Below are 21458 nucleotides of genomic sequence, written 5' to 3' on the forward strand. Positions count from 1 at the left end.
TTTCTTTTTTGCAAAATGGCGTAAGCTGCCGGACTTCCTCCTGCATGCACCGTCACACCACCGTAGCTCTCGCCAATATCCAGCAGATAGGGGCGGATGCTGCGAATCGGTCCGATTTTCACCACACCTGTATGGCTCTGAAAAATACCAATCAAACGCGTAATACCACCTTCGGCAAGAATCTCATACAAAATATCTGCTTCACTAACCCCCGATTGCGGCCGGGCGGCAGGAGCATTATTTATCATTACGGCCAAGGGACGTGGAAGACTGTCTTCAGAAACTGGAAGACCTGTTAATCCGGATACGAGCTCAGCAGCGGGATCAATGGTAGGTGAGGGTTGAATCGTTTCGATAGGCGTGGGCTCTGCGGTAGGCTGCTGTGTCGGGGTGATCTCATTATTTGCACTCTGTGTTCCGCAAGCGGAGAGCAATAGGGTGGTCAATACAATGGCAGATAACAGACGGGAAGAAGAGCAATTTACTTTCATCAGCTTGTAGTTCCTCCTAAACGTTTTATGAAACTCACTGATTCCTTCCATTTAATCACAGTCAGTCCCATTTGTCTTGATCACCTTCTCCCTTTTTTCATAGCAAGCATAAGGAAATTTTATAGCATGGAATAGATAAATTCTTATATTAAAAAAAGGGTACAGCCATTGCGGCTGCACCCTGCGGGTCTCTTATTCATTCAGTTAGTCTAGCTTCCAGCAATTCAGACTTAATGTCCCATACTGATAAGCCTGAAAAATCCGCTCTGCCTTCCTGCTGCCATCCGCTGTTCCCATCGCGTAAAAGAGAGGTGCAAAATGCTCTCTTCCATAAGAAGGAACCGCATCGCGTACATGTGGAGCTTTTTTCTCATACGCAAAAAGTGAAGGCAAATCCCAGGCTTCTAGTCCCTTGGCAATCCAGGCATCGAATTCAAGTGCCCAATCCTCAGGCTGCTCACTTTCACTTAGCATCCGCAAATTGTGAACAAGTCCACCGCTTCCAATCAGCAGTATGCCTTCGTCACGAAGCGGTGCTAACATCCGCCCGATATTGTACTGCTCCTTGGGAGAGCGCAGAGAATCGACGGATAAAGCAACTACCGGAATGTCGGCGTTGGGGAACATTTTTTTCAGTATCACCCAGACTCCATGATCGAGTCCTCGCCCCAGAACGGGCTGATGTGATAGATTGTTATCCTTGAAGAGCTCAGAAATCCGTCTTGTTAGGGCCGGATCGCCCGGGGCCGGATAGGTCAGCGTGTAAACTTCTTCAGGGAATCCGTAGAAGTCATGCTGTGTCTCGTGCAGTTCATCAACGGTAAGTAGCTGTTCAGGGCTATCCCAATGCGCTGAGAAAACTACTATACCGCGTGGCGCTTCAAGTTCTTGACCAAGCCGCTCCAGAAAACGGGTATACTCGTTATCCTCCAGTGCTAGGAGCGGAGAACCGTGCGCAATAAAAAATGACGGTAATTTCATAGGATGCCAACCTCCATAACCCAGTATATGGTGTGCATCTTTATTTTACCGCTTATTGCAAGTTAATGCGAATAAAAACCTTCTCCTAAATCATCCAATTCTGCCACTCTGTCTGCAGATGCTCTTGTTCGTTCATCCATTCTATAGTCCGCTTAAGCAGCTGCTGCTGCGCCGGTCCAGAAGAAAAGGTGTGATCCCCTTGAAAAATGATCTCTTTATCGCAACGTCCTTCGGGACGTGTCCAGAACAGCTTCTGGTAAAGAAAAGCGTAATCCACCGGAATGACATCATCAGAGGTGCCATGAATGACCAGTACATCGCCGCTAAATTTGCTCGCTTCTTGGAAGGGCTGAAAAGCCGCCAAAGAATTAAAATATACCGGAGTAAACGAGTAGCCCACATAATCGGCTGATCCATTCTTCACAGCACGATCATACGCCTCCCGCCCTACAATTTTCACAATATCATTGAAAGGATAACCAACAGAGGCCCATAACACGAGATTCTTCACGCGGCGATCGCGAATACTTGTCAGCAGCGCCACCGCGCCACCCAGGCTATGGCCAATCAGCGTCACGCGCTGTGGGTCCACATCAGCAGAGCTAATTCCGTAATCAAGCACCGCTCTAGTCTGAGCGATCATCGATTCCATATCTTCGCCGCCATAATTCCCGCTGCTCTCGCCGCAGCCCACATAATCAAAACGAATAACCATATATCCCTCTTGTGCCAGCTCACGAGCCGCCTTCACAAAAATCCGGTCTACGCCAATCCGATTCCCCACAAATCCGTGGCAGATCACGGCTAATGGCAGTCTATCCTTGCAACGCGAAGAGGTTCCCTTCTCTTTTTTCGGGTAATGTATGCTCGCCGTCAATTCTTCTCCGTTATGCCGGATTACAATATTCCGTTCCATTGCCGCATCCTCCTATAATTATATTTATATTTATAATTTAATTTATTTTAATTTATTAGAATTCCGATTAACTTAGTATGAATTATAATCTAATTATAAAGATTTCGTTCATATTGTCAACAGCAAGGGGACAATTCTTAATAAACGCACGGAGTATTTGGGCATTAGAGTCTGCACGACAAACAGGGTGCCCTGTAAGATATGAACATGACTCTGGGGCGCACACGTCGAGTGGATTGGAACCTACCTCTTAAACCTCTAAACGCCAACCTTTGTTGGATTAGTTAATAATCGCGATTCAGTAGCTCCTTCGGACTCAGCAGCTTCATCGGACTCACCTGCTCCAGCGGACTCAGTAGCTCTATAGGACTCAGAAGACCCTATTCGCAGATTTAGCACACTTTTTGAATTCTATCGGACCCCATAGTCGCTATCACCCTGTAAAACAGCAAATACGAGCTACTTTTCGAGCAATAGCGTCACTGGGGTCCGAAACTGTGCTGAAAAGGCGATAATTTGGCTAATAACGTCATCTGAGTCCGAAAGATGATGAATCTAAGACAACCGGGGGCTCTGGGAGCTCTGGGATTCCCGGGTTCCGGGGGTGCTTGGGTTTGGCTTTGGCTTTGGGTATGAGAACCCCACCAAAAAACAAAGAGCAGCGATCCCCAGATCGGAGGATAGCTGCTCTGTTGTTTTTTCGAGATGAATGACCAGGGTTGTTAATCAATCGTAGCTGTCGTTAAACATCTCATGGGTTTCATGGCTGCCTTCCCAATCCTTAAGCAAGCCCTCGGGGGTATCTTCCGCGGAAATCCCGCTGCTGAATCCATCGGATTCAGCAGCTCTATAGGACTCAGAAAACCCTATTCGCAGATTTAGCACACTTTTTGAATTCTATCGGACCCCATAGTCGCTATCACCCTGAAAAACAGCAAATACGAGCTTCTTTTCGAGCAATAGCGTCACTGGAGTCCGAAACTGTGCTGAAAAGGCGATAATTTGGCTAATAACGTCATCTGAGTCCGAAAGATGGTGGATGCTACGACAACCGGGGGTCTGGGGTTCGGGGGTGCTTGAGGTTTGGGTTTGGGTTTGGGTTTGGGTTTGGGTTTGGGTTTGGGTTTGGGTTTGGGTTTGGGTTTGGGTTTGGGTTTGGGTTTGGGTTTGGGTTTGGGTTTGGGTTTGGGTTTGGGTTTGGGTTTGGGTTTGGGTTTGGGTTTGAGAACCCCACCAAAAAAACACAGAGCAGCGATCCCCAGTATCGGAGGATCGCTGCTCTGTTGTTTTTTCGAGATGAATGACCAGGGTTGTTAATCAATCGTAGCTGTCGTTAAACATCTCATGGGTTTCATGGCTGCCTTCCCAATCCTTAAGCAAGCCCTCGGGAGCATCTTCTGCGGAATCCCACATGCTGAATCCATCGGAGCCGCCCCAATCCCCCATTGAATTATTGGGCGTAGGCTCGAAACCGTTGCCCATGGATCTTCCCTGTTCTTTCTTGTTCTCATGTTCCATAAAGCTCCCAACCTTTCCCAATGCTATATTGATCAAGCAACAACATTATCAGTGTTCACTCTTCTAAAAGGATTATGCATATCGCCATAGAAATGGTTGTCCTTGCGTAGACCTGTCATGCAAACGTATACTCTAGGTTAAAGACTATACCGATTAACAACACTGGAGGTTTACATCCAAATTATGAAAGTGAAAGATATGATTAAGGAAAATAACGCCCTGCGTGAGCAGTTGACGCCCTTCAATCGCTCCTATTTAGAAGATATGATCCTTGCAATGCGGGCCAGTCGAATTGACACCCTGCGCGGAGAAGAACTTTTGCTGGATGCGGCCAAGCTGCTGTTGAAGGAACAACGTAAAGGGAAAAATGCCAAGCAAGTATTCGGCGAGAATCCGCACGATTATTTTAAAGAAATCATAGACAGTGTTCCCGGGCGCCCGGTGCGCAGTAAATGGAACTATTACTTGATGATTCCCTGCGCAGCTCTGACCTGTCTTTTTGGGATATTGGCAATCGGTGGACTCTTCTTCCAATGGACTGACGATTCACCTGGAATGTTCGGACAGATCAGCCTTTTCACCCTGCTCGCTGTGGGAGTAGGCTCCATTATCTTGATTGAACTCATTATGAAATGGATGTCCTCCTTGTCGGAGAGCGATGCACCCAGTGCCAAGCCTTTTGATATAAAAAGCCTTGGAATCTATATTGGCATCGCAGTAGCTGCTGTATTTATCGGCATGTTCCTCGATCGGTTATTTCCGGTCATTACAATATCCCCGTGGGTAAGCTTAATTCTGTGCATCATTGGGGGGTTGGGACTGAAATTTATATTTTTCAAAAAATAAATATCTAGGCTGAAAACTTTATTCCATCCGATAGATAGGGGGAAACTTCCATGATTAAGAAACATTATATTCTCTACTCCGTTCTAGCTATAGCCTTAGGGCTAGGCATAGTACCCAGTGCTATTCACGCCGAAGGTGCTACCAGCCCTCCTGGGGAAGGCGCTAAGGCAATTCCTCAAGCAGCTAGTAATAATCATGCAGAGGCTGTCTATAAAGCTGCATTACCGCTGTTATCTACCTCTGACAAGTTACCCGAAGCCATAAAATATTTGAACTCCAATATGTATGCGGTAGGGTCATATCGTGCAACAATGATGACCCTGAAGCTTGAGAATCTGCATAAAGCTGCGCTGCAAGCCTGGGAAAGTAAATTCAGTACCAGCACTGTCCAGCGGAAGCTCACCGCCATTTATAAAGCAGGCGCCAGCATGTCGTCTCTTGCCGCTATTACTGATGATCTCCAGCTGCGTACACTGCTGAAAAGTGCCAGCGAAAACGGATATAAGCTGGAGACAGCAGAGGGTACTTTTTTCCCGGTGATCGATTATGGGGCTTACCGCAAGTACAAGCTATACGTTACCAATGATATCAGCGCTTATATTACCATTATGGCAACCGAATCGGACCTGCCCTCTTCCAAGGACAACGGGCTAGTTATCGCCTGGACTGAGGTTGCAGCCAGAGCTTTATCTCAAGAGCAATTCATTCAAAATCATCCGAAGTCAAACCGAATTTCTGCTGTAAAAGCCTTGTACACTATGTATGTGAATAATACGTTTTACGGCCAGAATAACACTCCTCTCTTCCATTATGACAATCTGGAAATGGATTTGGAGGCGCAAAAGGCTTACTCCAGTATTCTGACCAAAAATAATGACAGCAGCCCATTTCTACAAAAGCTGGATAGCTTCATGAAATTAATGAAAGACAATAGCTACAAATTGACCGATGAGGTCGAGCAGTATCGTAAAACTTCGTTACCTCTCTAATAAAGAAATCACAAAAGCCCATCCCTGAAATGAATAGGGACGGGCTTTTTTATATTCGTTAACGAGATTATTAAGTGGATGCGAGCATTAAATAAGGATGTTAAAGAGATTAGAATCCTTATTGATCTCTACATAATCGACGCCCTTCTGCTGCATCCGTTCGATGAGAGGTTCGTAGGCATCCGTTGACAATAATTCAATGCCAACAAGCGCGGGACCATTTTCTTTATCATGCTTCTTAATATACTCGAAACGGGTAATGTCATCGTGAGGTCCAAGGATTTCACCCAAGAACTCACGCAGCGCGCCTGCCCGTTGCGGGAAGTTCACCATGAAATAGTGTTTTAAGCCTTCGTAAATCAATGAACGCTCCTTGATCTCCTGCATCCGGTCAATATCGTTGTTCCCGCCGCTTATGATACAGACAACTGTTTTGCCGCGGATTTGATCACGATATTGATCAAGCGCTGCGATAGGCAGCGAACCTGCTGGCTCAACCACTATGGCATTCTCGTTATATAATTCCAAAATCGTGGTACAAGCTTTGCCTTCAGGCACCATCACGATGTCATCCAGATGACGGGAGCAAATATCATATGTCAGGCCGCCAACACGTTTTACAGCCGCTCCGTCCACGAACTTATTAATTTCCTTTAGAGTCACCACTTCTCCAAGCTTGATCGCTTCCGTCATAGAAGCTGCTCCGAGTGGCTCCACACCAATCAACTTGGTAGAAGGACTAACTGTCTTCACATAGGTGGCTATACCCGCTGCTAGGCCGCCTCCACCAATGGTTACGAACATAAAATCTGCCGGGTTGTCCAGACTCTCCATCACTTCCATTGCAATGGTGCCGTTGCCCGCAATGATTCGTGGCTCATCAAAGGGATGGATCAACGTCATCCCATGATCTATACAAGCTTGCAGTGCTTCATCATAAGCGTCATCAAAGGTATCGCCCTTCAGAATGACTTCAACAAACTCACCGCCAAACCGCCGCACCTGCTTAACCTTCTGGTTAGGCGTAGTGCTTGGCATATAGACCTTGCCTTTAATTCCAAGCGCCTTACAGGAATAGGCTACGCCTTGTGCATGGTTGCCCGCACTCGCACAGACAATCCCTTTTGCTCTATCTTCTGCTGACAAACTACGAATCATATTATAAGCTCCGCGGATTTTGAAAGAACGTACAATCTGCAAATCCTCGCGCTTCAAATACACATCACAATCATACTTGGCTGACAGCACAGCATCACGTTGTAGAGGTGTCCGGATTATGACTTCACGCAGTACGTGATGAGCCCGCACAATATCTTCCATTCCTACGATTCGGTCTTCCTCTTCTCTCATAACCCTCTCGCCTCACTATCTATCTGTTATTCTACTTCTTGTAACATACTCTCCCGAGGACATTTTTTCAAGCATCCTAATCAGTGATAAAGAAAAAGAGACTAAAGGAACCCTATAGTCTCTTACTAATATTTGCTATCCCTACGCTATGAAACCTACTAGTCCTGTTGCTTCAGCATCCACTTCACCAGGTCTGGTAAGCTTGTCCACAAACGTGAATGTACAATAACATATTCGATAGCCTCGTTAGCGTCACCCACGCCTACAAAATCAGGCAGGTTATGCGGCAATCTTTTGATACCTAACAGATAATCCGGCACATGCTTGTTCACATTCTTCGCCACGCGGTAGAGCATTTTGAGCTGGGAAGTAATTCCGTTCTTCTTATATTCTAAAACCATACGGTCATATGCTACTGTTGCTGCTGCATCCTTGCCGAACTTCTCCAGTACCTTCTCGGTCTTCTTAAGCTTATTAGTGTAAAGGTACGTTGCCGTTAGAAGGTAACGCGCACCTGTGTTATCTTCTGGGTTCAATTCTAGAATGTGCTCCAACGTCTTTTGTGCTTCTTCTGCATTTCCGCTAAACCAGCAGGAGTCAGCGTAGCTTTTGCAGATTCGAATGTAAGAACGTGTCTCGTAAAGACCCCAGAAATGTCCTTTGTTCTCAGTGAAAAAGGCTTCTCCAAGCTCACGCGCACCCGCTTCCATCCCTGCTTTCAGATAAGCACGGGCATCTGCTTCATTCTCGGCTTCCTCAGCCAAAATGAGATAGGCGTCCGGACTGTCCGGATAAACTTCCAATGCCGCTTCTGCTAGCTGGATCCGACGATTGGATGCTTTAGTTTCCATTGCTTTTTGCAGCAAAGCCTGTTCCTGATCCTTCGGAGTACCTGAAACGTTGAGCAAAAGTAATTCTTCCTCTGCCCCGCCCATGCCGTACTGTTCGACATAATTAAGCATCTCTTTAACTTTTCTGGAGATGGTAGGTGCAGTAACCTCATGTTTGATCGCTAGATCAGCTTGAGTTTGAAGGAAACCATATTCCTCAGACAAGATAAATTCGATAGCCGCGCAGAAGGAGCCCATTTTCTTCACTGCAGGCTTGATGTGACGGGAATAACCATTCCATAGAACCAGACCTTCCCAGATTAGCTCCCGGTCATAGCTGTCTCTCATGGTCTCAATAAGGTGCATAGCCAATTGTTCATGTGCTGGATGCTCCCATTTCAGATCACGTGACACCTTTTTTTTGAGCGTGGTTAGGGTAAGTTTAGCTTCAGAAATGGCTGCCGCTTCTGGTTTCTCGGCCACAGCCACAGTAGCAGCGGATTCTTCCGTTGTTACCAGTCGCATGATGGATTCCACTGCAGAAGTTTCTTTCCCTAGGCAGCATTTCTTATATTTTTTCCCGCTTCCGCAAGGACACATATCATTTCTTCCAATCTTACTCAAAACGAATTCCCCCTTAAATCTGTGAGTAGCCATTCGCCATAAGCGTATCGCTAGTATGCACTATAAGTATCAACATTTTCAGGCACGAGGCATCCTTTATAAGGTTACTGCACAAAGTCTGAAGGACTCCGATTTAAAAGGGCCTTCCCATGATCGGAAAGGCCCTTATCTGTATATATCCGCACATTTTCCCCCGTACGTGTAGTATTATAGCACTTCTTCTATCACTTGTCAGTCCTTTTTTAGGACTTAAAGCGCAAAAAATTGCTAGATACAGTGCTTTATCCTTATACCAGAGCCTTCATAGCGATGTCGCTGCGATTCTGTTTCCCGGAAAAAGAGATTCCTTCAGCCCTAGCATAGGCTGCTGAACGAGCTTCGGCAATCGTAGCACCCAGGCCTACCACGCCTAAGACCCGTCCGCCGTCCGTTACCCAGCTGCCATCTGCCCCCCGTGCTGTACCGGCATGAAAGATCAGCCCTCCTTGGCTGTCCTCAAGCCCTTCGATCGGCACTCCCTTAGGATAAGAGCCTGGATATCCTCCAGAAGCGAGAACCACGCACACCGCTGCTTCGTCGCTCCATTCAATGTCGATATCCGCAAGTTTGCCCTCGGTTACTGCCAAAAAGATTTCTAACAAGTCGCTCTTCAATCTAGGCAGCACGACCTGTGTCTCCGGATCCCCAAACCGGGCATTAAATTCAATGGTCTTTGGTTTACCTTCTGGAGAAATCATCAGCCCTGCGAACAAAACGCCGCTAAATGAACGGCCTTCAGCTACCATAGCCTTAGCTGTTGGCTTAATGATGGTCTCAATCGCTTCTTGGATAATCGCCTCGTCGATATGCGGCAGAGGCGAATAGGTGCCCATTCCACCGGTATTAGGACCTTTATCTCCATCGTAAGCAGGCTTATGATCCTGAGCGGCAGCCATCGGACGAACTGTCTCTCCATCAACAAAAGCCAAAATCGACATTTCTTGACCCGCTAGGAACTCTTCAATGACAACCTGAGCGCCAGCTTCACCAAACACTTTGGTTACCATAATATCAGCTAGTGCCTGCTCTGCCTCTTCCCGTGAATAGGCAACGGTCACGCCTTTTCCTGCGGCAAGCCCATCTGCCTTGATTACGATCGGCAGCGGTTGCTCGCGTAAGTAAGCCAGTGCAGCTTCATAGCCATCAAATTTTTCATAGGCTGCTGTCGGAATATTATATTTGTGCAAAAGATCCTTCATAAAGGTTTTGCTGCCTTCGATCTCAGCTGCATTCTTACGTGGACCAAACACAGGAATAGCCTGTGCTTCAAAAGCATCCACAATGCCCCCTGCTAACGGATCATCCGGTCCGATTACAACAAGACCTACTTCCTTCTCTTTTGCAAAAGCCGTCAGACGGTCGAACTCAAACACACCGATAGGCACACATTCTGCTAGCTGCGCGATCCCGGCGTTGCCGGGTGCGCAATAGATTTTACCAACCTTGGGACTTTGGGACAGGCTCCAAATAATCGCATGCTCCCGGCCGCCGCCGCCAACCACTAAAATATCCATTAGAATAAAATCCTCCCAGCGTTCTAGTGTTTGAAATGACGGACGCCTGTGAAGACCATAGCAATTCCATACTCATTCGCGACCTTGATCGATTCTTCGTCTTTAATGGAGCCGCCTGGCTGAATAACTGCGGTAATGCCTGCTTTGGCTGCCATTTCAAGCGTATCTCCCATTGGGAAGAAGGCGTCAGAGGCAAGGACTGATCCTTTGGACTTCTCGCCAGCTTGTTCAATCGCAATTTTAGCTGCGCCAACGCGGTTCATTTGCCCTGCACCTACGCCAACTGTCATATCATCAGCAGCTAATACAATCGCATTAGATTTCACATGCTTAACTACCTTCCAGCCGAACAACAGCTGTTTCAATTCTTCTTCGGTTGGCTTACGGTCCGTAACAACTTGTAGATCATCCGGGTTCACAGAATGCACATCGCTCTCCTGTACAACCATTCCTCCATCAATAGAGGTAACTACGAAGCTGCTCTTACGCGCACTAGCCGTGCTGAGATTGCCGATTTTGAGCAGACGCAGGTTCTTTTTCTTCGTAAGGATTTCCAGTGCTTCTTCCGTAAAGCCTGGCGCCAATACGATTTCGAGGAAAATCTCTTTCAGCAGATTAGCAGTGTCCGCGTCGATAATCCGGTTAGCGGCTACAATTCCGCCAAAGATAGAGGTTGGGTCTGCATTGTAAGCTTTTTGATAAGCTTCGTATACACTTTCACCGACACCTACACCACAAGGATTCATATGTTTAATGGCTACGACAGCAGGTTCTTCAAATTCTTTCACGATTTGCAGCGCTGCGTTAGCATCGTTGATATTGTTGTAGGATAATTCTTTGCCATGCAATTGCTCAGCTGCTGTAAGAGTATCCCCCGCAGCCAAAGGCTTGCGATAGAATGCCGCTTTTTGATGCGGATTCTCGCCGTAGCGCAGATTCTGAATTTTCTCATAAGTCACGGTGTAGCGCTCAGGAAGCGGTTCGCCAGTAACATTAGCCAAATAATCGGAAATTAAGGCATCGTAAGCCGCCGTATGGCGGAACACTTTTGCCGCAAGACGTTTGCGTGTTTCCAGCGTTGTATCTCCATCTGCGCGAACCTCTTCAAGCACTGTAGCATAGTCGTTAGCATCTACCACTACACTTACAAAAGCATGGTTCTTCGCCGCAGAACGCAGCATCGTCGGTCCGCCGATATCGATATTCTCGATGGCTTCTTCATACGATACATCCGGTTTAGCAATGGTTTCCGCGAACGGATACAGATTTACTACTACCAGATCAATGTAGTCCAGACCAAGCTCTTTCATTTGACGCGTGTGTTCCTCATTGTCACGAACCGCTAGCAATCCGCTGTGTACAGCCGGGTGCAAGGTTTTGACACGTCCATCCATGATTTCCGGGAATCCTGTAACATCGGAAATACCGATGACTGGAACACCTTCCTTAGCCAAAAGCGTGCTTGTTCCACCTGTGGAAATAATCTCTACGCCTAATGCAGACAACTCGCGGCAAAAATCCACGATACCTTGTTTATCCGATACGCTAACTAGCGCTCTTTTGATACTCACTTTGAATAGTCCTCCTTCGGGTTGTACGTGCGATTTAATGTGATGACATCTAAAAGCTTGGGAAACTATAAGAAAGAATCTGACTCTATTACCTACTACACGACACATAATGCCGCTTATGCAATATTTCCCGAGAAATACCCTGAAATCTCTCCGCCTGTCACCAAATGTCGATCCAAAACTTTGAATGACTACAGTGTGGCTTACTTTTCGCGGATAATCGTCTTTCTTCCACTCAGTTCCACTTTCCCGCTGGCAAAAGCGCCAACCACTTCAGGATATAACTCATACTCAACCTTATGAATCCGTTCCGCCAATGAATCCGCCGTGTCGTTATCCAACACAACTACGCTACGCTGAGCAATAACTGGCCCGGTATCCATACCTCCATCGACAAAATGCACAGTGACACCCGTCAGCTTCACGCCATAATTCAGCGCTTGTCCGATCGCATCCTTTCCAGCAAAAGCAGGCAGCAGCGATGGGTGAATGTTAATAATCCGACCCGCATACGGCGTTAAAAGCACTGGTGTAATGAGGCGCATATACCCTGCCAGCACAACCAGCCCGATATCCCGCCGCTGAAGCTCTGCTACAATCTCTGCTTCGTAGAGCTCACGGCTGGCGAAGTCTTTTGGCCGCAGCAGGAGGGCGGGAATTCCCGCATCCTCCGCACGTTGTGCTACAGGCGCTTCCGGCTTGTCCGAGACAAGCAATTCAATCCTGCCGTCTCCAAGCAAACCTGCTTTCTGTGCCTCGATCAGTGCTGCAAAATTGCTGCCCTGCCCCGAAGCAAAAACAGCGATTCGACTTGATTGCATCACACTTCAGCTCCAGTAAAGGTTACTTTGCGTTCCCCTTCTGTTACTTTCCCAATGATATACGCCTCTTCTCCGCTAGCCTTAAGCAGTTCAAGAGCGCGTTCTCCATCAGCAGCGCTAACTACGAGAACAAGACCAATTCCCATATTAAAAGTAGTGAACATATCACGGTTGCTTACGTTTCCTTTGTCCTGCATCAACCCGAAGATTGGCAGAATCGGCCATGATCCGTAATTGATCTCCACGTCTACATTATTAGGCAATACGCGTGGGATATTCTCGATGAATCCGCCACCCGTAATGTGAGCCATACCTTTTACCGGAAGCTGCTCCAGCAGTGCCAGCAAAGGCTTCACATAAATCTTAGTTGGTGCAAGGAGTACATCCGCCAGCGGAGCGCCAAGCTCAGGAAGCACGTCATTCAGACCATAACCCTCTTGCTCAAGCAAAAGCTTACGCACCAGCGAGAAGCCATTGCTGTGCACACCACTGGAAGCCAGACCAATCACTGTGTCTCCAGCAGCGATGTTAGCGCCTGTTACCAGCTTCGCTTTGTCAGCTACGCCCACTGTGAATCCAGCGATATCATATTCACCTGCTGAATACATACCCGGCATCTCAGCCGTTTCGCCGCCAATCAGTGCACAACCCGCTTGGTGACAGCCTTCAGCGATTCCAGCTACGATAGCCTCGATTTTCTCTGGCACCACTTTGTCGCAAGCCAGATAGTCGAGGAAAAAGAGTGGCTCTGCGCCTTGCACTACAATATCGTTCACGCACATAGCTACAGCGTCGATGCCAATCGTGTCATGGCGATCCGCCGCGAATGCGATTTTGAGCTTTGTGCCTACACCATCAGTTCCCGATACAAGCACTGGCTCTTCATATTTATCTTTATTGAGGCCAAACAGTGCTCCGAACCCACCAAGATCCGTCATTACTTCTGGACGGTAAGTACGTTTTACGTGCTTTTTCATGCGTTCTACCGCTTCATTACCAGCCGCAATATCCACTCCGGCGTTTTTATAAGCTTCCGACACTATTGGACACCTCATCTTTTAATAGTTTAGAGCGCGTTTGGGCGCATTCGGCTTTTGGGTGGTTGTAGGGGAGTTACTGCGAGGAATGTTTGGACTTCCGATCGCTGTTATGCTCGAATTCCTTTGAATTTTTTACCGCTGAGCGGTAGAAATTCGAGCATAAAGGCGAACGCTAACGCTTCTACAGTTCCAAACTTCCTCTCCATAACTCCCTCCAACCACCGGTTTGTCCCTACTGCAAGCCGCAGTGCGCGCCTTGCATACGGACCTCAAGACCTCGGTGCATGAGCTGCGCCATGCACCTTCTTAAGCGAAACAAGCGAGTACCGCATTTGCGTAGCAAACAGGGACGAGCTTGGAGAGCTGATCTTGGTGCTTAGAGCGCAGCCAAGTGCCTCCTTAGCGAGACAAGCGTTCCTCGTATTTGCGAAGCAAACAGAGGGAAGCTTGGCGAGCCAGCCCCGGCGGCGGATGCAGCCGGGGGGCGAAGCGCCGTAAAGCGTGTCCCGTCCGTGCGCAGCACACAGGGACAAAGCGAGCACTCGTACCCAAGTCTTCTTAGCAAGTTATAATCCAACTCCTACCGCCGAGCTTTCGGGTGGCCGGAGGGCAGAGCCCTTCGGAATCCCCCTTTGAAAGGGGGACTTAGGGGGATGTCAACACGAGCAGCCATCTTTCTCTGCCCCGCCAAAATCAACCTGCGTCGGGTAATCATTATCAAAGCAAGAAAGGCAAAGTCCGCCTTTGTAGTCATCTTTGTTGTGTCCACCAATGGAAGAGATTAAGCCTTCCGGCGACAAAAATGCCAAGGAATCGGCGTTGATCTCTTCGCACATTTCCTCAATGGTCTTGTAGGACGCGATGAGGTCGCGGCGGTCTGGTGTATCAATGCCGTAGAAGCAAGGATTCTTGAACGGCGGTGAAGTAATCCGCACATGCACTTCAACAGCTCCCGCTTCCCGAAGCAGATTGACGATTCGGCGTGAGGTCGTGCCACGAACGATAGAATCATCGATCATAACGACACGTTTGCCATCAACAACACTGCGCACGGCGCTCAGCTTCATCTTCACACCTTGCTCACGCAGTTCTTGGCTCGGCTGGATGAAGGTCCGTCCAGTGTATTTATTCTTAATGAGCCCAAGCTCATAAGGAATTCCCGTTTGCTCGGCATACCCGATGGCTGCTGAAATACTGGAATCCGGCACACCGGTTACGAGATCAGCATCGACAAAGGCTTCCAGTGCCATGCGGCTACCCATCCGCTTACGGGCGGAGTGCAGGTTAGAGCCGTTCATATCACTGTCTGGGCGTGAGAAGTAAATATACTCCATCGCGCACAGCGCTTTACGTTTGGGTTCGGTAAAACGGTCCTCCAAGAGGCCGTTTTTGTCGAGGACTAGCAGCTCGCCCGGCTCAATATCACGAACCAGCTGTGCCCCAATGACCTCTAATGCGCAGGACTCGGAAGCAAAAATATAAGCTTCACCAATCCGTCCCATCACTAGCGGACGCAAGCCATGGGAATCTGAAGCGACAATTAACTTGTCATTTGTCATAAGCAGAAAAGCAAACCCGCCAACGAGCTGCTGCAGCGCATCTTTTGCCGCTTCAACAAAATCCTTTGGCGAACGGGCAATCAGATGCGCCAGCACTTCTGTATCACTCGTAGTTTGAAAGATCGACCCGCTTTGCTCCAGCTGTTTGCGGATCAACGGTTCATTTACTATGTTGCCGTTCGTAGCAATCGCCAAATCGCCGTCACGATATTTAAATACCAGCGGCTGCGCATTGGTTAAGCGGCTGTCTCCACTAGTGGAATAACGTACATGCCCAATGGACATGTCTCCAACCAATGAGGCAATTTTGTCCTTGTCGAATACTTCTTTTACTAACCCCATCCCGCGGTGATAGTTGAAATCGCGACCGTCTGCTACGCAGATTCCCGCACTTTCTTCTCCACGGTGTTGTAAGGCGTGTAAGCCGTAATAAGACATGGACGCCGCTTCCGGGTGTCCGAAGACCCCGAAAACGCCGCATTCTTCTTTTAATGTGTCAAAAATATCTCCCGAGCCCGTTCCTTCATTGTAAAAGTCACCAGTCCACAGGATTGGAGTCTCCTGCTCTTTCCCGGTCTTTATTTCATAAGACATGGAATAGCATCCTCCCAAACGAATTTCAATTCTGCTACAGCTTCATCTAGTGCGGACACGCCGTCCAGATTTACGCGCAGTCTGTCTCCACCTACAGTTCCGATGATTTCCACGGGAACACCGCTGGCTGCAATCGCTGCTTTCAGCTCTTCCGCACGTTCAGGAGCGGCTGTCAGCACAATGCGTGATTGGCTTTCGCTGAACAATGCTACATCAGATCTAAGACCGTTAGCTGAAAGCTCAACGTTCGCTCCGATTCCGCCGCTGATACAGCTCTCTGCAAGCGCTACGGCAAGTCCACCTTCGGACAAGTCATGTGCGGAACGCACCAGACCGCCACGAATTGAGGTAAGGACAGCGTTCAGCAGTTTTTTCTCAGTAGCCAAATCCAAAGCCGGAGGACGACCCTCGGTCACACCATGAACAGCATATTGGAATTCACTGCCGCCCAGCTCAGCCTTGGTCACTCCCAGCAGAAGGATGGAATCGCCTTCTTGCTTGAACCCTTGAGTCGTAATATGATCCGTGTCCGCTACTAAACCAACCATGCCGACAACCGGCGTTGGATAGATGGAACCCGTAGTATTTTCGTTATAAAGACTGACATTACCACCGATAACCGGAGTATCCAGCACACGACAGGCTTCAGCCATACCATCAACCGCACGCTCCATTTGCCAGAACACATCAGGCTTCTCAGGATTTCCGAAGTTCAGATTATCCGTAATAGCCAGCGGTTCAGCACCGGAACAAACGATGTTGCGTGCCGCTTCGCTGACTGCAATACGTCCGCCCACTTCAGGATCAAGATGAACATAACGGCCATTACAGTCTGTAGTCATCGCAAGTCCTTTACGAGTACCATGAATGGTAACTACAGCCGCGTCAGATCCAGGGCGTACAGCTGTGCTCGTCCGCACCATGTAATCGTATTGATTGTATACCCATGCTTTACTTGCTACGGTTGGTGATCCAAGTACTGTACGCAATGCACCGCCCAGATCTGTAACTTCCTCGTAACGAAGGGTATCTACCTTTTCATTCGCAATATAATAAGCAGGAACCTCAGAGGGTTTATTATATACTGGGCACTCATCCACGAGCGCCGTTACTGGCATGTCACCAACAACCTCGCCGTGATGATACAATTTCAAGCGGCCATCATCCGTAACTTTACCGACTTTACAGCAGATAACACCCCAGCGGTCAAAAATCTCTTGTGCCTGGGCCTCATCCTTCGGCTCAACGACGAACAACATCCGTTCTTGTGATTCTGAAAGCATCATTTCGTAAGGCGTCATGCCCTCTTCACGTTGTGGCACCTGATCAAGATACAGCTCCAGACCATTGCCTGCTTTACTTGCCATCTCCGCACTAGAGCATGTAAGACCAGCTGCACCCATATCCTGAATCCCGATAACGATGCCGCTGTCGATCAGTTCTAGACAAGATTCCATTACGAGCTTTTCCATAAATGGATCGCCGACCTGTACAGCGGTACGTTTAGCTTCTGATTCCTCACTAAGCTCTACCGATGCAAAAGTAGCACCATGAATTCCATCACGACCTGTAGGAGGACCTACATAGAAGACTGGGTTGCCAACACCCTTAGCTACACCACGTTGGATTTTGTCATGATCAATCAGACCCACACACATTGCGTTAACTAGCGGATTGCCATCATAGCTATCATCAAACATGATTTCGCCGCCAACAGTGGGAATCCCGATACAGTTACCATAACCAGCAATACCAGACACAACATGTTCGAACAAATATTTTACTCGATCACTTTCCAGCTTCCCGAAACGTAGTGAATTGAGGATTGCGATAGGTCTGGAGCCCATGGAGAAAATATCACGGATAATCCCGCCGACACCCGTTGCCGCACCTTGGAAAGGTTCTACCGCTGAAGGATGGTTATGACTTTCGATTTTGAAAACAACCGCTTGGTTGTCACCGATATCTACAATCCCTGCGCCCTCGCCAGGTCCCATCAGGACACGTGGTCCGGAAATTGGGAAACGTTTCAGGAGTGGTTTGGAGTTCTTATAGGCACAGTGCTCGGACCACATTACGCTGAATACGCCGATTTCAGTGTAGTTCGGCAAACGTCCCATAAAAGACTTGATCAGCTCATATTCGCTGTCCGACACACCGAACTGGCTGTAAATTTTCTGCTCCGCAATCTGTTCTGCGGTCGGTTCCTTAACGGATACTTGCTGCGTCATGACGATCCCTCCAAGTCTTCAGTATGGATGTAAACATTCTTTTGCCGTCTTCTGAACCAAGTAAACTATTAGCCGCGCGCTCAGGGTGAGGCATCATGCCAACCACATTCCCTTGTACGTTACTAACACCCGCAATATCGGCTACGGAGCCGTTAGGGTTATCGCTATAGGTAAACACGATCTGATTGTTAGCTTTCAGCTCTGCTAAAGTCTCGTCATCACAGTAGTAGTTGCCTTCACCGTGTGCGATTGGGATGATGATTTCTTCATCTTTAGCATAGTCAATAGTAAATGGGGTTTCATTATTAACAACCTTAAGCACTGTATCGTGACAGCGGAACTTCATCGACATGTTGCGGCGAAGCGCACCTGGCAGCAAACCAGCCTCAGTAAGAATTTGGAACCCATTGCAAATGCCCAGCACGTATTTCCCTTGCTCTGCTGCTTTAGCAACTTCCGCCATAACAGGAGCAAATCTCGAAATCGCGCCACAGCGCAGGTAATCACCATATGAGAATCCGCCTGGAACCAAAATGCAATCATACGCCGACAAATCTGTCGCTGTATGCCACACATAATCGACTGGTTCGCCGAGACTGTCCTCTACCGCCTTGTAGCAATCAATATCACAGTTGGAGCCTGGGAAGACAAGTACAGCAAATTTCATGTCGTTTAGTCCTCCAATTCGTAGCGGTAATCCTCGATCACCGTGTTGGCAAGTAGCTTTTCGCACATTTCCTTAAGACGCACTTCCGCTTCAGCACGGTTATCCGTATCCAAAGTCAGCTCCATATATTTCCCGATACGCAAGCTTTCAACTTCTTGGAAACCTACCGAATGAAGTGCTCCTTGTACTGCTACCCCTTGTGGATCAAGAACGCTTTTCTTTATGGTGACATATACCGTCGCTTTTAACATATGCTTGTAGTTCCTCCTAAATTTTAATGAGCATACCCTCTGAAACTGAAATTCTACAATGAGTACATTTAGCTTCAAAAATATATACTGAATTTATTCCCATGAGTGCACACACTATGTTGAACTATAAAGACTTGCCAGTAAGACGATGATAAATGTCCAGATAACGCCGTGTAGTTTCTTCTACTACTTCAGTTGGGAGCGGATCAGGCTTACTATTCTTATCCCAGGCAGATGCAGATAGATACGTACGAACAGGCTCTTTATCCATACTATCAATTTCAATATCAAGCGCGTATTTATCCTTAGCCCAGAAGCGGGAAGCATCCGGTGTAAAAATCTCATCGATCAGAATCACCTTGCCGTCCAACAAGCCGAATTCGAATTTGCAGTCCGCAAGAATGATCCCACGCTCAGCACAATACTCTCTAGCAAAAGCGAACAGCTTTAAGCTCTTTTCCTGCAGCTCAAGCGCCAGATCAGTTCCGATTAATTCCTGCATTTTCTCAAATGGAATATCCTCATCGTGACCTACATCATTTTTAGCCGCAGGGGTAAAAATCGGCTCTGCCAGCAGCGCGTTTTTGCGGAGGTTAGCAGGAAGCTCAATACCATTTACCTTGCCGGTTTCTTGATACTGTCTCCAGCCGCCGCCAGTGATGCATCCACGCACTACGCATTCGATATCAATGCGCTCCGCTTTGCGTACCACCATGACACGGTTTCTGAGGGCCTCTTTGTCCTTAACTACGTCGCCAAGCAGATCCACATCGATATGAACGACATGATTCTCCATCAGCTCTTTAGTCTGTCCGAACCAGAACGCGCTCAGACGGTTAAGCACATTTCCCTTTTCAGGGACCGCCGGGTCCAGCACATAGTCAAAAGCAGATATCCGATCCGTAACTACGATCAGTACATTTCCCCCTAAATCGTATAGCTCACGAACCTTCCCTTTGTAGAGCAGCGGCGCATTGATGAGTTCCACGGCTGTGGATACGGCCGATGATGTCATGACCTTTCCTCCCTTGAACTAATGATCATTAATTATTACTTGAGCGAAAACGTCTCTTGCAAAATCGGAAATATCTGTTGGGTCAATCGGGCCACTACAAGAAATGTTTGGACTTCCGATCGCTGTTATCCTCAGATTTCCTGATTTGAACCACTGCCCGTGGTAGAAATCCGAGGATAAAGGCGAACGCTAACGCTTCTACAGTTCCAAAATTTCTCTCCGTTCCTTATCGACCAGTTGCATTTCAATTCTGCACAACATTAACCGCTCGTACTATTCCTAGCTCCTTAGTTCACCACTAACTTATCTTTTTTAGATAAGTTCTAGCTTGCGGAAGATGGTATCCACATGCTTAAGGTGCCAAGAAGGGTTAAATGCATCTTCAATCTCTTCTGGGGTGAGGACATTAGTGATTTCAGGTGTGGCTTCCACGATATCACGGAACTGCTTTTGCTCTTCCCAAGCTTGCATCGCACGTGGTTGAACGGTATCGTACGCTTGCTCGCGGCTGAAGCCTTTATCAATCAGCTTGGTTAAGATCCGGCCAGAGAAAGGAACGCCGAAGGTACGGTTCATGTTACGCTTCATATTCTCTGGGAATACAGTCAGGTTCTTCACGATGTTTCCGAAACGGTTCAGCATGTAGTTCAGCAGCATCGTTGCATCCGGAAGGATGATACGCTCCACTGAAGAGTGCGAGATATCGCGTTCATGCCAGAGCGGCACGTTCTCATAAGCTGTAACCATATGTCCGCGAATCACGCGGGACAGACCGGAAATATTCTCGCAGCCAATAGGATTCCGTTTATGCGGCATAGCAGATGAACCCTTTTGACCTTTGGCAAAAGCTTCTTCTACTTCGCGAATCTCACTCTTTTGCAGAGCGCGGATTTCGGTAGCGAATTTGTCTAGCGAGGTTGCTACCAGAGCAAGAGCTGCCATATACTCAGCGTGACGGTCGCGCTGTAGAGTTTGTGTCGAGATCGGTGCAGGGCTTGTACCCAGCTTACGGCAGACAAATTCTTCTACGAATGGATCAATGTTGGCATACGTACCAACGGCTCCGGAGATTTTGCCAAATTGCACACCGTTCGCAGCATGGCGGAAACGCTCCAGGTTACGTTTCATTTCTTCGTACCACAATGCCATTTTCAGACCAAAAGTAGTTGGCTCAGCATGAACCCCATGAGTACGGCCCATCATCGGTGTATCTTTATAAGCAATAGCTTTATCTTTAAGGATCTCAATAAAGTTGATGATATCCTTCTCTAGAATCTCATTCGCTTGACGCAGCAAGTAACCCAGTGCTGTATCCACCACATCTGTGGAAGTAAGGCCGTAGTGTACCCATTTGCGTTCTGCGCCAAGGCTTTCGGAAACCGCACGTGTAAAGGCAATTACGTCATGACGTGTTTCCTGTTCGATTTCATCAATACGTGCGATGTCGAATTTAGCATCCTTACGCAGCTTAGCAGCGTCTTCATGTGGGATGACTCCCAGCTCCGCCCATGCTTCACAAGCGCATATTTCCACTTCCAGCCACGCTTTGAATTTATTCTCCTCAGTCCAAATGGCCCGCATCTCGGGTCTGCTGTAACGTTCGATCATATT

18 protein-coding genes and 1 pseudogene are annotated in these 21458 nt (G+C 47.9%); 3 read left to right on the forward strand and 16 right to left on the reverse strand.

Annotated features, from left to right (window positions below):
• Positions 1 to 56 precede the first annotated feature (56 nt).
• The 4 genes and pseudogenes from MKY63_RS07065 to MKY63_RS07080 form a co-directional block, all read right to left on the reverse strand.
• Positions 57 to 542 (reverse strand): annotated as a pseudogene (locus tag MKY63_RS07065) (DUF3048 domain-containing protein); the annotation flags it as partial.
• A gap of 153 nt (positions 543 to 695) precedes the next feature.
• Complete coding sequence (locus MKY63_RS07070; protein ID WP_038568677.1) at positions 696 to 1472, reverse strand: class III extradiol ring-cleavage dioxygenase; 777 nt, start codon at positions 1470 to 1472, stop codon at positions 696 to 698.
• A gap of 85 nt (positions 1473 to 1557) precedes the next feature.
• Positions 1558 to 2388, reverse strand: a complete 831-nt coding sequence (locus tag MKY63_RS07075; protein WP_076187226.1) for an alpha/beta fold hydrolase — start codon at positions 2386 to 2388, stop codon at positions 1558 to 1560.
• A 1317-nt stretch (positions 2389 to 3705) separates the two neighbouring features.
• Entirely contained in the window at positions 3706 to 3906 is a 201-nt protein-coding gene (locus MKY63_RS07080) for a hypothetical protein (RefSeq protein WP_036680885.1), read from the reverse strand.
• 183 nt (positions 3907 to 4089) lie between these two features.
• On the opposite strand from MKY63_RS07080, the gene MKY63_RS07085 reads away from it, so the two are divergent.
• Complete coding sequence (locus MKY63_RS07085; RefSeq protein WP_036680887.1) at positions 4090 to 4752, forward strand: DUF1129 family protein; 663 nt, start codon at positions 4090 to 4092, stop codon at positions 4750 to 4752.
• 50 nt (positions 4753 to 4802) lie between these two features.
• Positions 4803 to 5741, forward strand: coding sequence for a hypothetical protein (locus MKY63_RS07090; RefSeq protein WP_052096760.1), 939 nt, complete (start codon positions 4803 to 4805; stop codon positions 5739 to 5741).
• Positions 5742 to 5828: 87 nt separating this feature from the next.
• Here MKY63_RS07090 and ilvA read toward each other — a convergent pair whose 3' ends face one another.
• The 6 genes from ilvA to purM form a co-directional block, all read right to left on the reverse strand.
• Positions 5829 to 7091, reverse strand: coding sequence for a threonine ammonia-lyase IlvA (gene ilvA, locus MKY63_RS07095; protein WP_076104158.1), 1263 nt, complete (start codon positions 7089 to 7091; stop codon positions 5829 to 5831).
• Positions 7092 to 7249: 158 nt separating this feature from the next.
• Positions 7250 to 8545 carry an SEC-C metal-binding domain-containing protein gene (locus MKY63_RS07100; RefSeq protein ID WP_339211278.1) on the reverse strand — a complete coding sequence of 432 codons (1296 nt, stop codon included), beginning with the start codon at positions 8543 to 8545 and terminating at the stop codon, positions 7250 to 7252.
• Positions 8546 to 8832: 287 nt separating this feature from the next.
• Entirely contained in the window at positions 8833 to 10098 is a 1266-nt protein-coding gene (gene purD, locus MKY63_RS07105) for a phosphoribosylamine--glycine ligase (protein WP_036680895.1), read from the reverse strand.
• Positions 10099 to 10121: 23 nt separating this feature from the next.
• Positions 10122 to 11669: a bifunctional phosphoribosylaminoimidazolecarboxamide formyltransferase/IMP cyclohydrolase gene (gene purH, locus MKY63_RS07110; RefSeq protein ID WP_339812250.1), complete on the reverse strand. Its 1548-nt coding sequence runs from the start codon at positions 11667 to 11669 to the stop codon at positions 10122 to 10124.
• Between the two features lie 203 nt (positions 11670 to 11872).
• Complete coding sequence (purN, locus tag MKY63_RS07115) at positions 11873 to 12490, reverse strand: phosphoribosylglycinamide formyltransferase (RefSeq protein WP_038568663.1); 618 nt, start codon at positions 12488 to 12490, stop codon at positions 11873 to 11875.
• Positions 12490 to 13530 carry a phosphoribosylformylglycinamidine cyclo-ligase gene (purM, locus tag MKY63_RS07120; RefSeq protein ID WP_339812255.1) on the reverse strand — a complete coding sequence of 347 codons (1041 nt, stop codon included), beginning with the start codon at positions 13528 to 13530 and terminating at the stop codon, positions 12490 to 12492. The genes purN and purM overlap by 1 nt, the downstream gene beginning before the upstream one ends.
• Before the next feature lie 369 nt (positions 13531 to 13899).
• On the opposite strand from purM, the gene MKY63_RS07125 reads away from it, so the two are divergent.
• Positions 13900 to 14028, forward strand: a complete 129-nt coding sequence (locus MKY63_RS07125; RefSeq protein WP_339812259.1) for a hypothetical protein — start codon at positions 13900 to 13902, stop codon at positions 14026 to 14028.
• A 158-nt stretch (positions 14029 to 14186) separates the two neighbouring features.
• Here the strand turns inward: MKY63_RS07125 and purF are convergent, their stop codons facing one another.
• The 6 genes from purF to purB all read right to left on the reverse strand — a co-directional run bounded on the left by purF (position 14187) and on the right by purB (position 21455).
• A complete protein-coding gene (purF, locus tag MKY63_RS07130; RefSeq protein ID WP_036680905.1) occupies positions 14187 to 15683 on the reverse strand; it encodes an amidophosphoribosyltransferase in 1497 nt (498 codons plus the stop codon).
• On the reverse strand, positions 15668 to 17914 hold the full coding sequence (purL, locus tag MKY63_RS07135) for a phosphoribosylformylglycinamidine synthase subunit PurL (RefSeq protein WP_038568661.1): 2247 nt from the start codon (positions 17912 to 17914) through the stop codon (positions 15668 to 15670). Before purL ends, purF begins: the two co-directional genes overlap by 16 nt.
• Complete coding sequence (gene purQ, locus MKY63_RS07140; protein WP_036680909.1) at positions 17892 to 18581, reverse strand: phosphoribosylformylglycinamidine synthase subunit PurQ; 690 nt, start codon at positions 18579 to 18581, stop codon at positions 17892 to 17894. The genes purL and purQ overlap by 23 nt, the downstream gene beginning before the upstream one ends.
• Positions 18582 to 18586: 5 nt before the next feature.
• Entirely contained in the window at positions 18587 to 18832 is a 246-nt protein-coding gene (purS, locus tag MKY63_RS07145) for a phosphoribosylformylglycinamidine synthase subunit PurS (protein WP_036680912.1), read from the reverse strand.
• A gap of 124 nt (positions 18833 to 18956) precedes the next feature.
• Positions 18957 to 19847, reverse strand: a complete 891-nt coding sequence (locus MKY63_RS07150) for a phosphoribosylaminoimidazolesuccinocarboxamide synthase (RefSeq protein ID WP_339812262.1) — start codon at positions 19845 to 19847, stop codon at positions 18957 to 18959.
• Between the two features lie 312 nt (positions 19848 to 20159).
• On the reverse strand, positions 20160 to 21455 hold the full coding sequence (gene purB, locus MKY63_RS07155) for an adenylosuccinate lyase (protein ID WP_036680917.1): 1296 nt from the start codon (positions 21453 to 21455) through the stop codon (positions 20160 to 20162).
• Between the last annotated feature and the right edge of the window lie 3 nt (positions 21456 to 21458).

The organism is Paenibacillus sp. FSL R7-0189 (genome assembly GCF_037969925.1).
Classification (GTDB): Bacteria; Bacillota; Bacilli; order Paenibacillales; family Paenibacillaceae; genus Paenibacillus_AQ; species Paenibacillus_AQ odorifer.

Excerpts from the sequence above, each read along its gene's own strand:
- MKY63_RS07070 (WP_038568677.1), bottom strand. The coding sequence starts at position 1,472 with ATGAAATTACCGTCATTTTTTATTGCGCACGGTTCTCCGCTCCTAGCA.
- MKY63_RS07075 (WP_076187226.1), bottom strand. The coding sequence starts at position 2,388 with ATGGAACGGAATATTGTAATCCGGCATAACGGAGAAGAATTGACGGCG.
- MKY63_RS07080 (WP_036680885.1), bottom strand. The coding sequence starts at position 3,906 with ATGGAACATGAGAACAAGAAAGAACAGGGAAGATCCATGGGCAACGGT.
- MKY63_RS07085 (WP_036680887.1), top strand. The coding sequence starts at position 4,090 with ATGAAAGTGAAAGATATGATTAAGGAAAATAACGCCCTGCGTGAGCAG.
- MKY63_RS07090 (WP_052096760.1), top strand. The coding sequence starts at position 4,803 with ATGATTAAGAAACATTATATTCTCTACTCCGTTCTAGCTATAGCCTTA.
- ilvA (WP_076104158.1), bottom strand. The coding sequence starts at position 7,091 with ATGAGAGAAGAGGAAGACCGAATCGTAGGAATGGAAGATATTGTGCGG.
- purD (WP_036680895.1), bottom strand. The coding sequence starts at position 10,098 with ATGGATATTTTAGTGGTTGGCGGCGGCGGCCGGGAGCATGCGATTATT.
- purN (WP_038568663.1), bottom strand. The coding sequence starts at position 12,490 with ATGCAATCAAGTCGAATCGCTGTTTTTGCTTCGGGGCAGGGCAGCAAT.
- purF (WP_036680905.1), bottom strand. The coding sequence starts at position 15,683 with ATGTCTTATGAAATAAAGACCGGGAAAGAGCAGGAGACTCCAATCCTG.
- purL (WP_038568661.1), bottom strand. The coding sequence starts at position 17,914 with ATGACGCAGCAAGTATCCGTTAAGGAACCGACCGCAGAACAGATTGCG.
- purQ (WP_036680909.1), bottom strand. The coding sequence starts at position 18,581 with ATGAAATTTGCTGTACTTGTCTTCCCAGGCTCCAACTGTGATATTGAT.
- purS (WP_036680912.1), bottom strand. The coding sequence starts at position 18,832 with ATGTTAAAAGCGACGGTATATGTCACCATAAAGAAAAGCGTTCTTGAT.
- MKY63_RS07150 (WP_339812262.1), bottom strand. The coding sequence starts at position 19,847 with ATGACATCATCGGCCGTATCCACAGCCGTGGAACTCATCAATGCGCCG.
- purB (WP_036680917.1), bottom strand. The coding sequence starts at position 21,455 with ATGATCGAACGTTACAGCAGACCCGAGATGCGGGCCATTTGGACTGAG.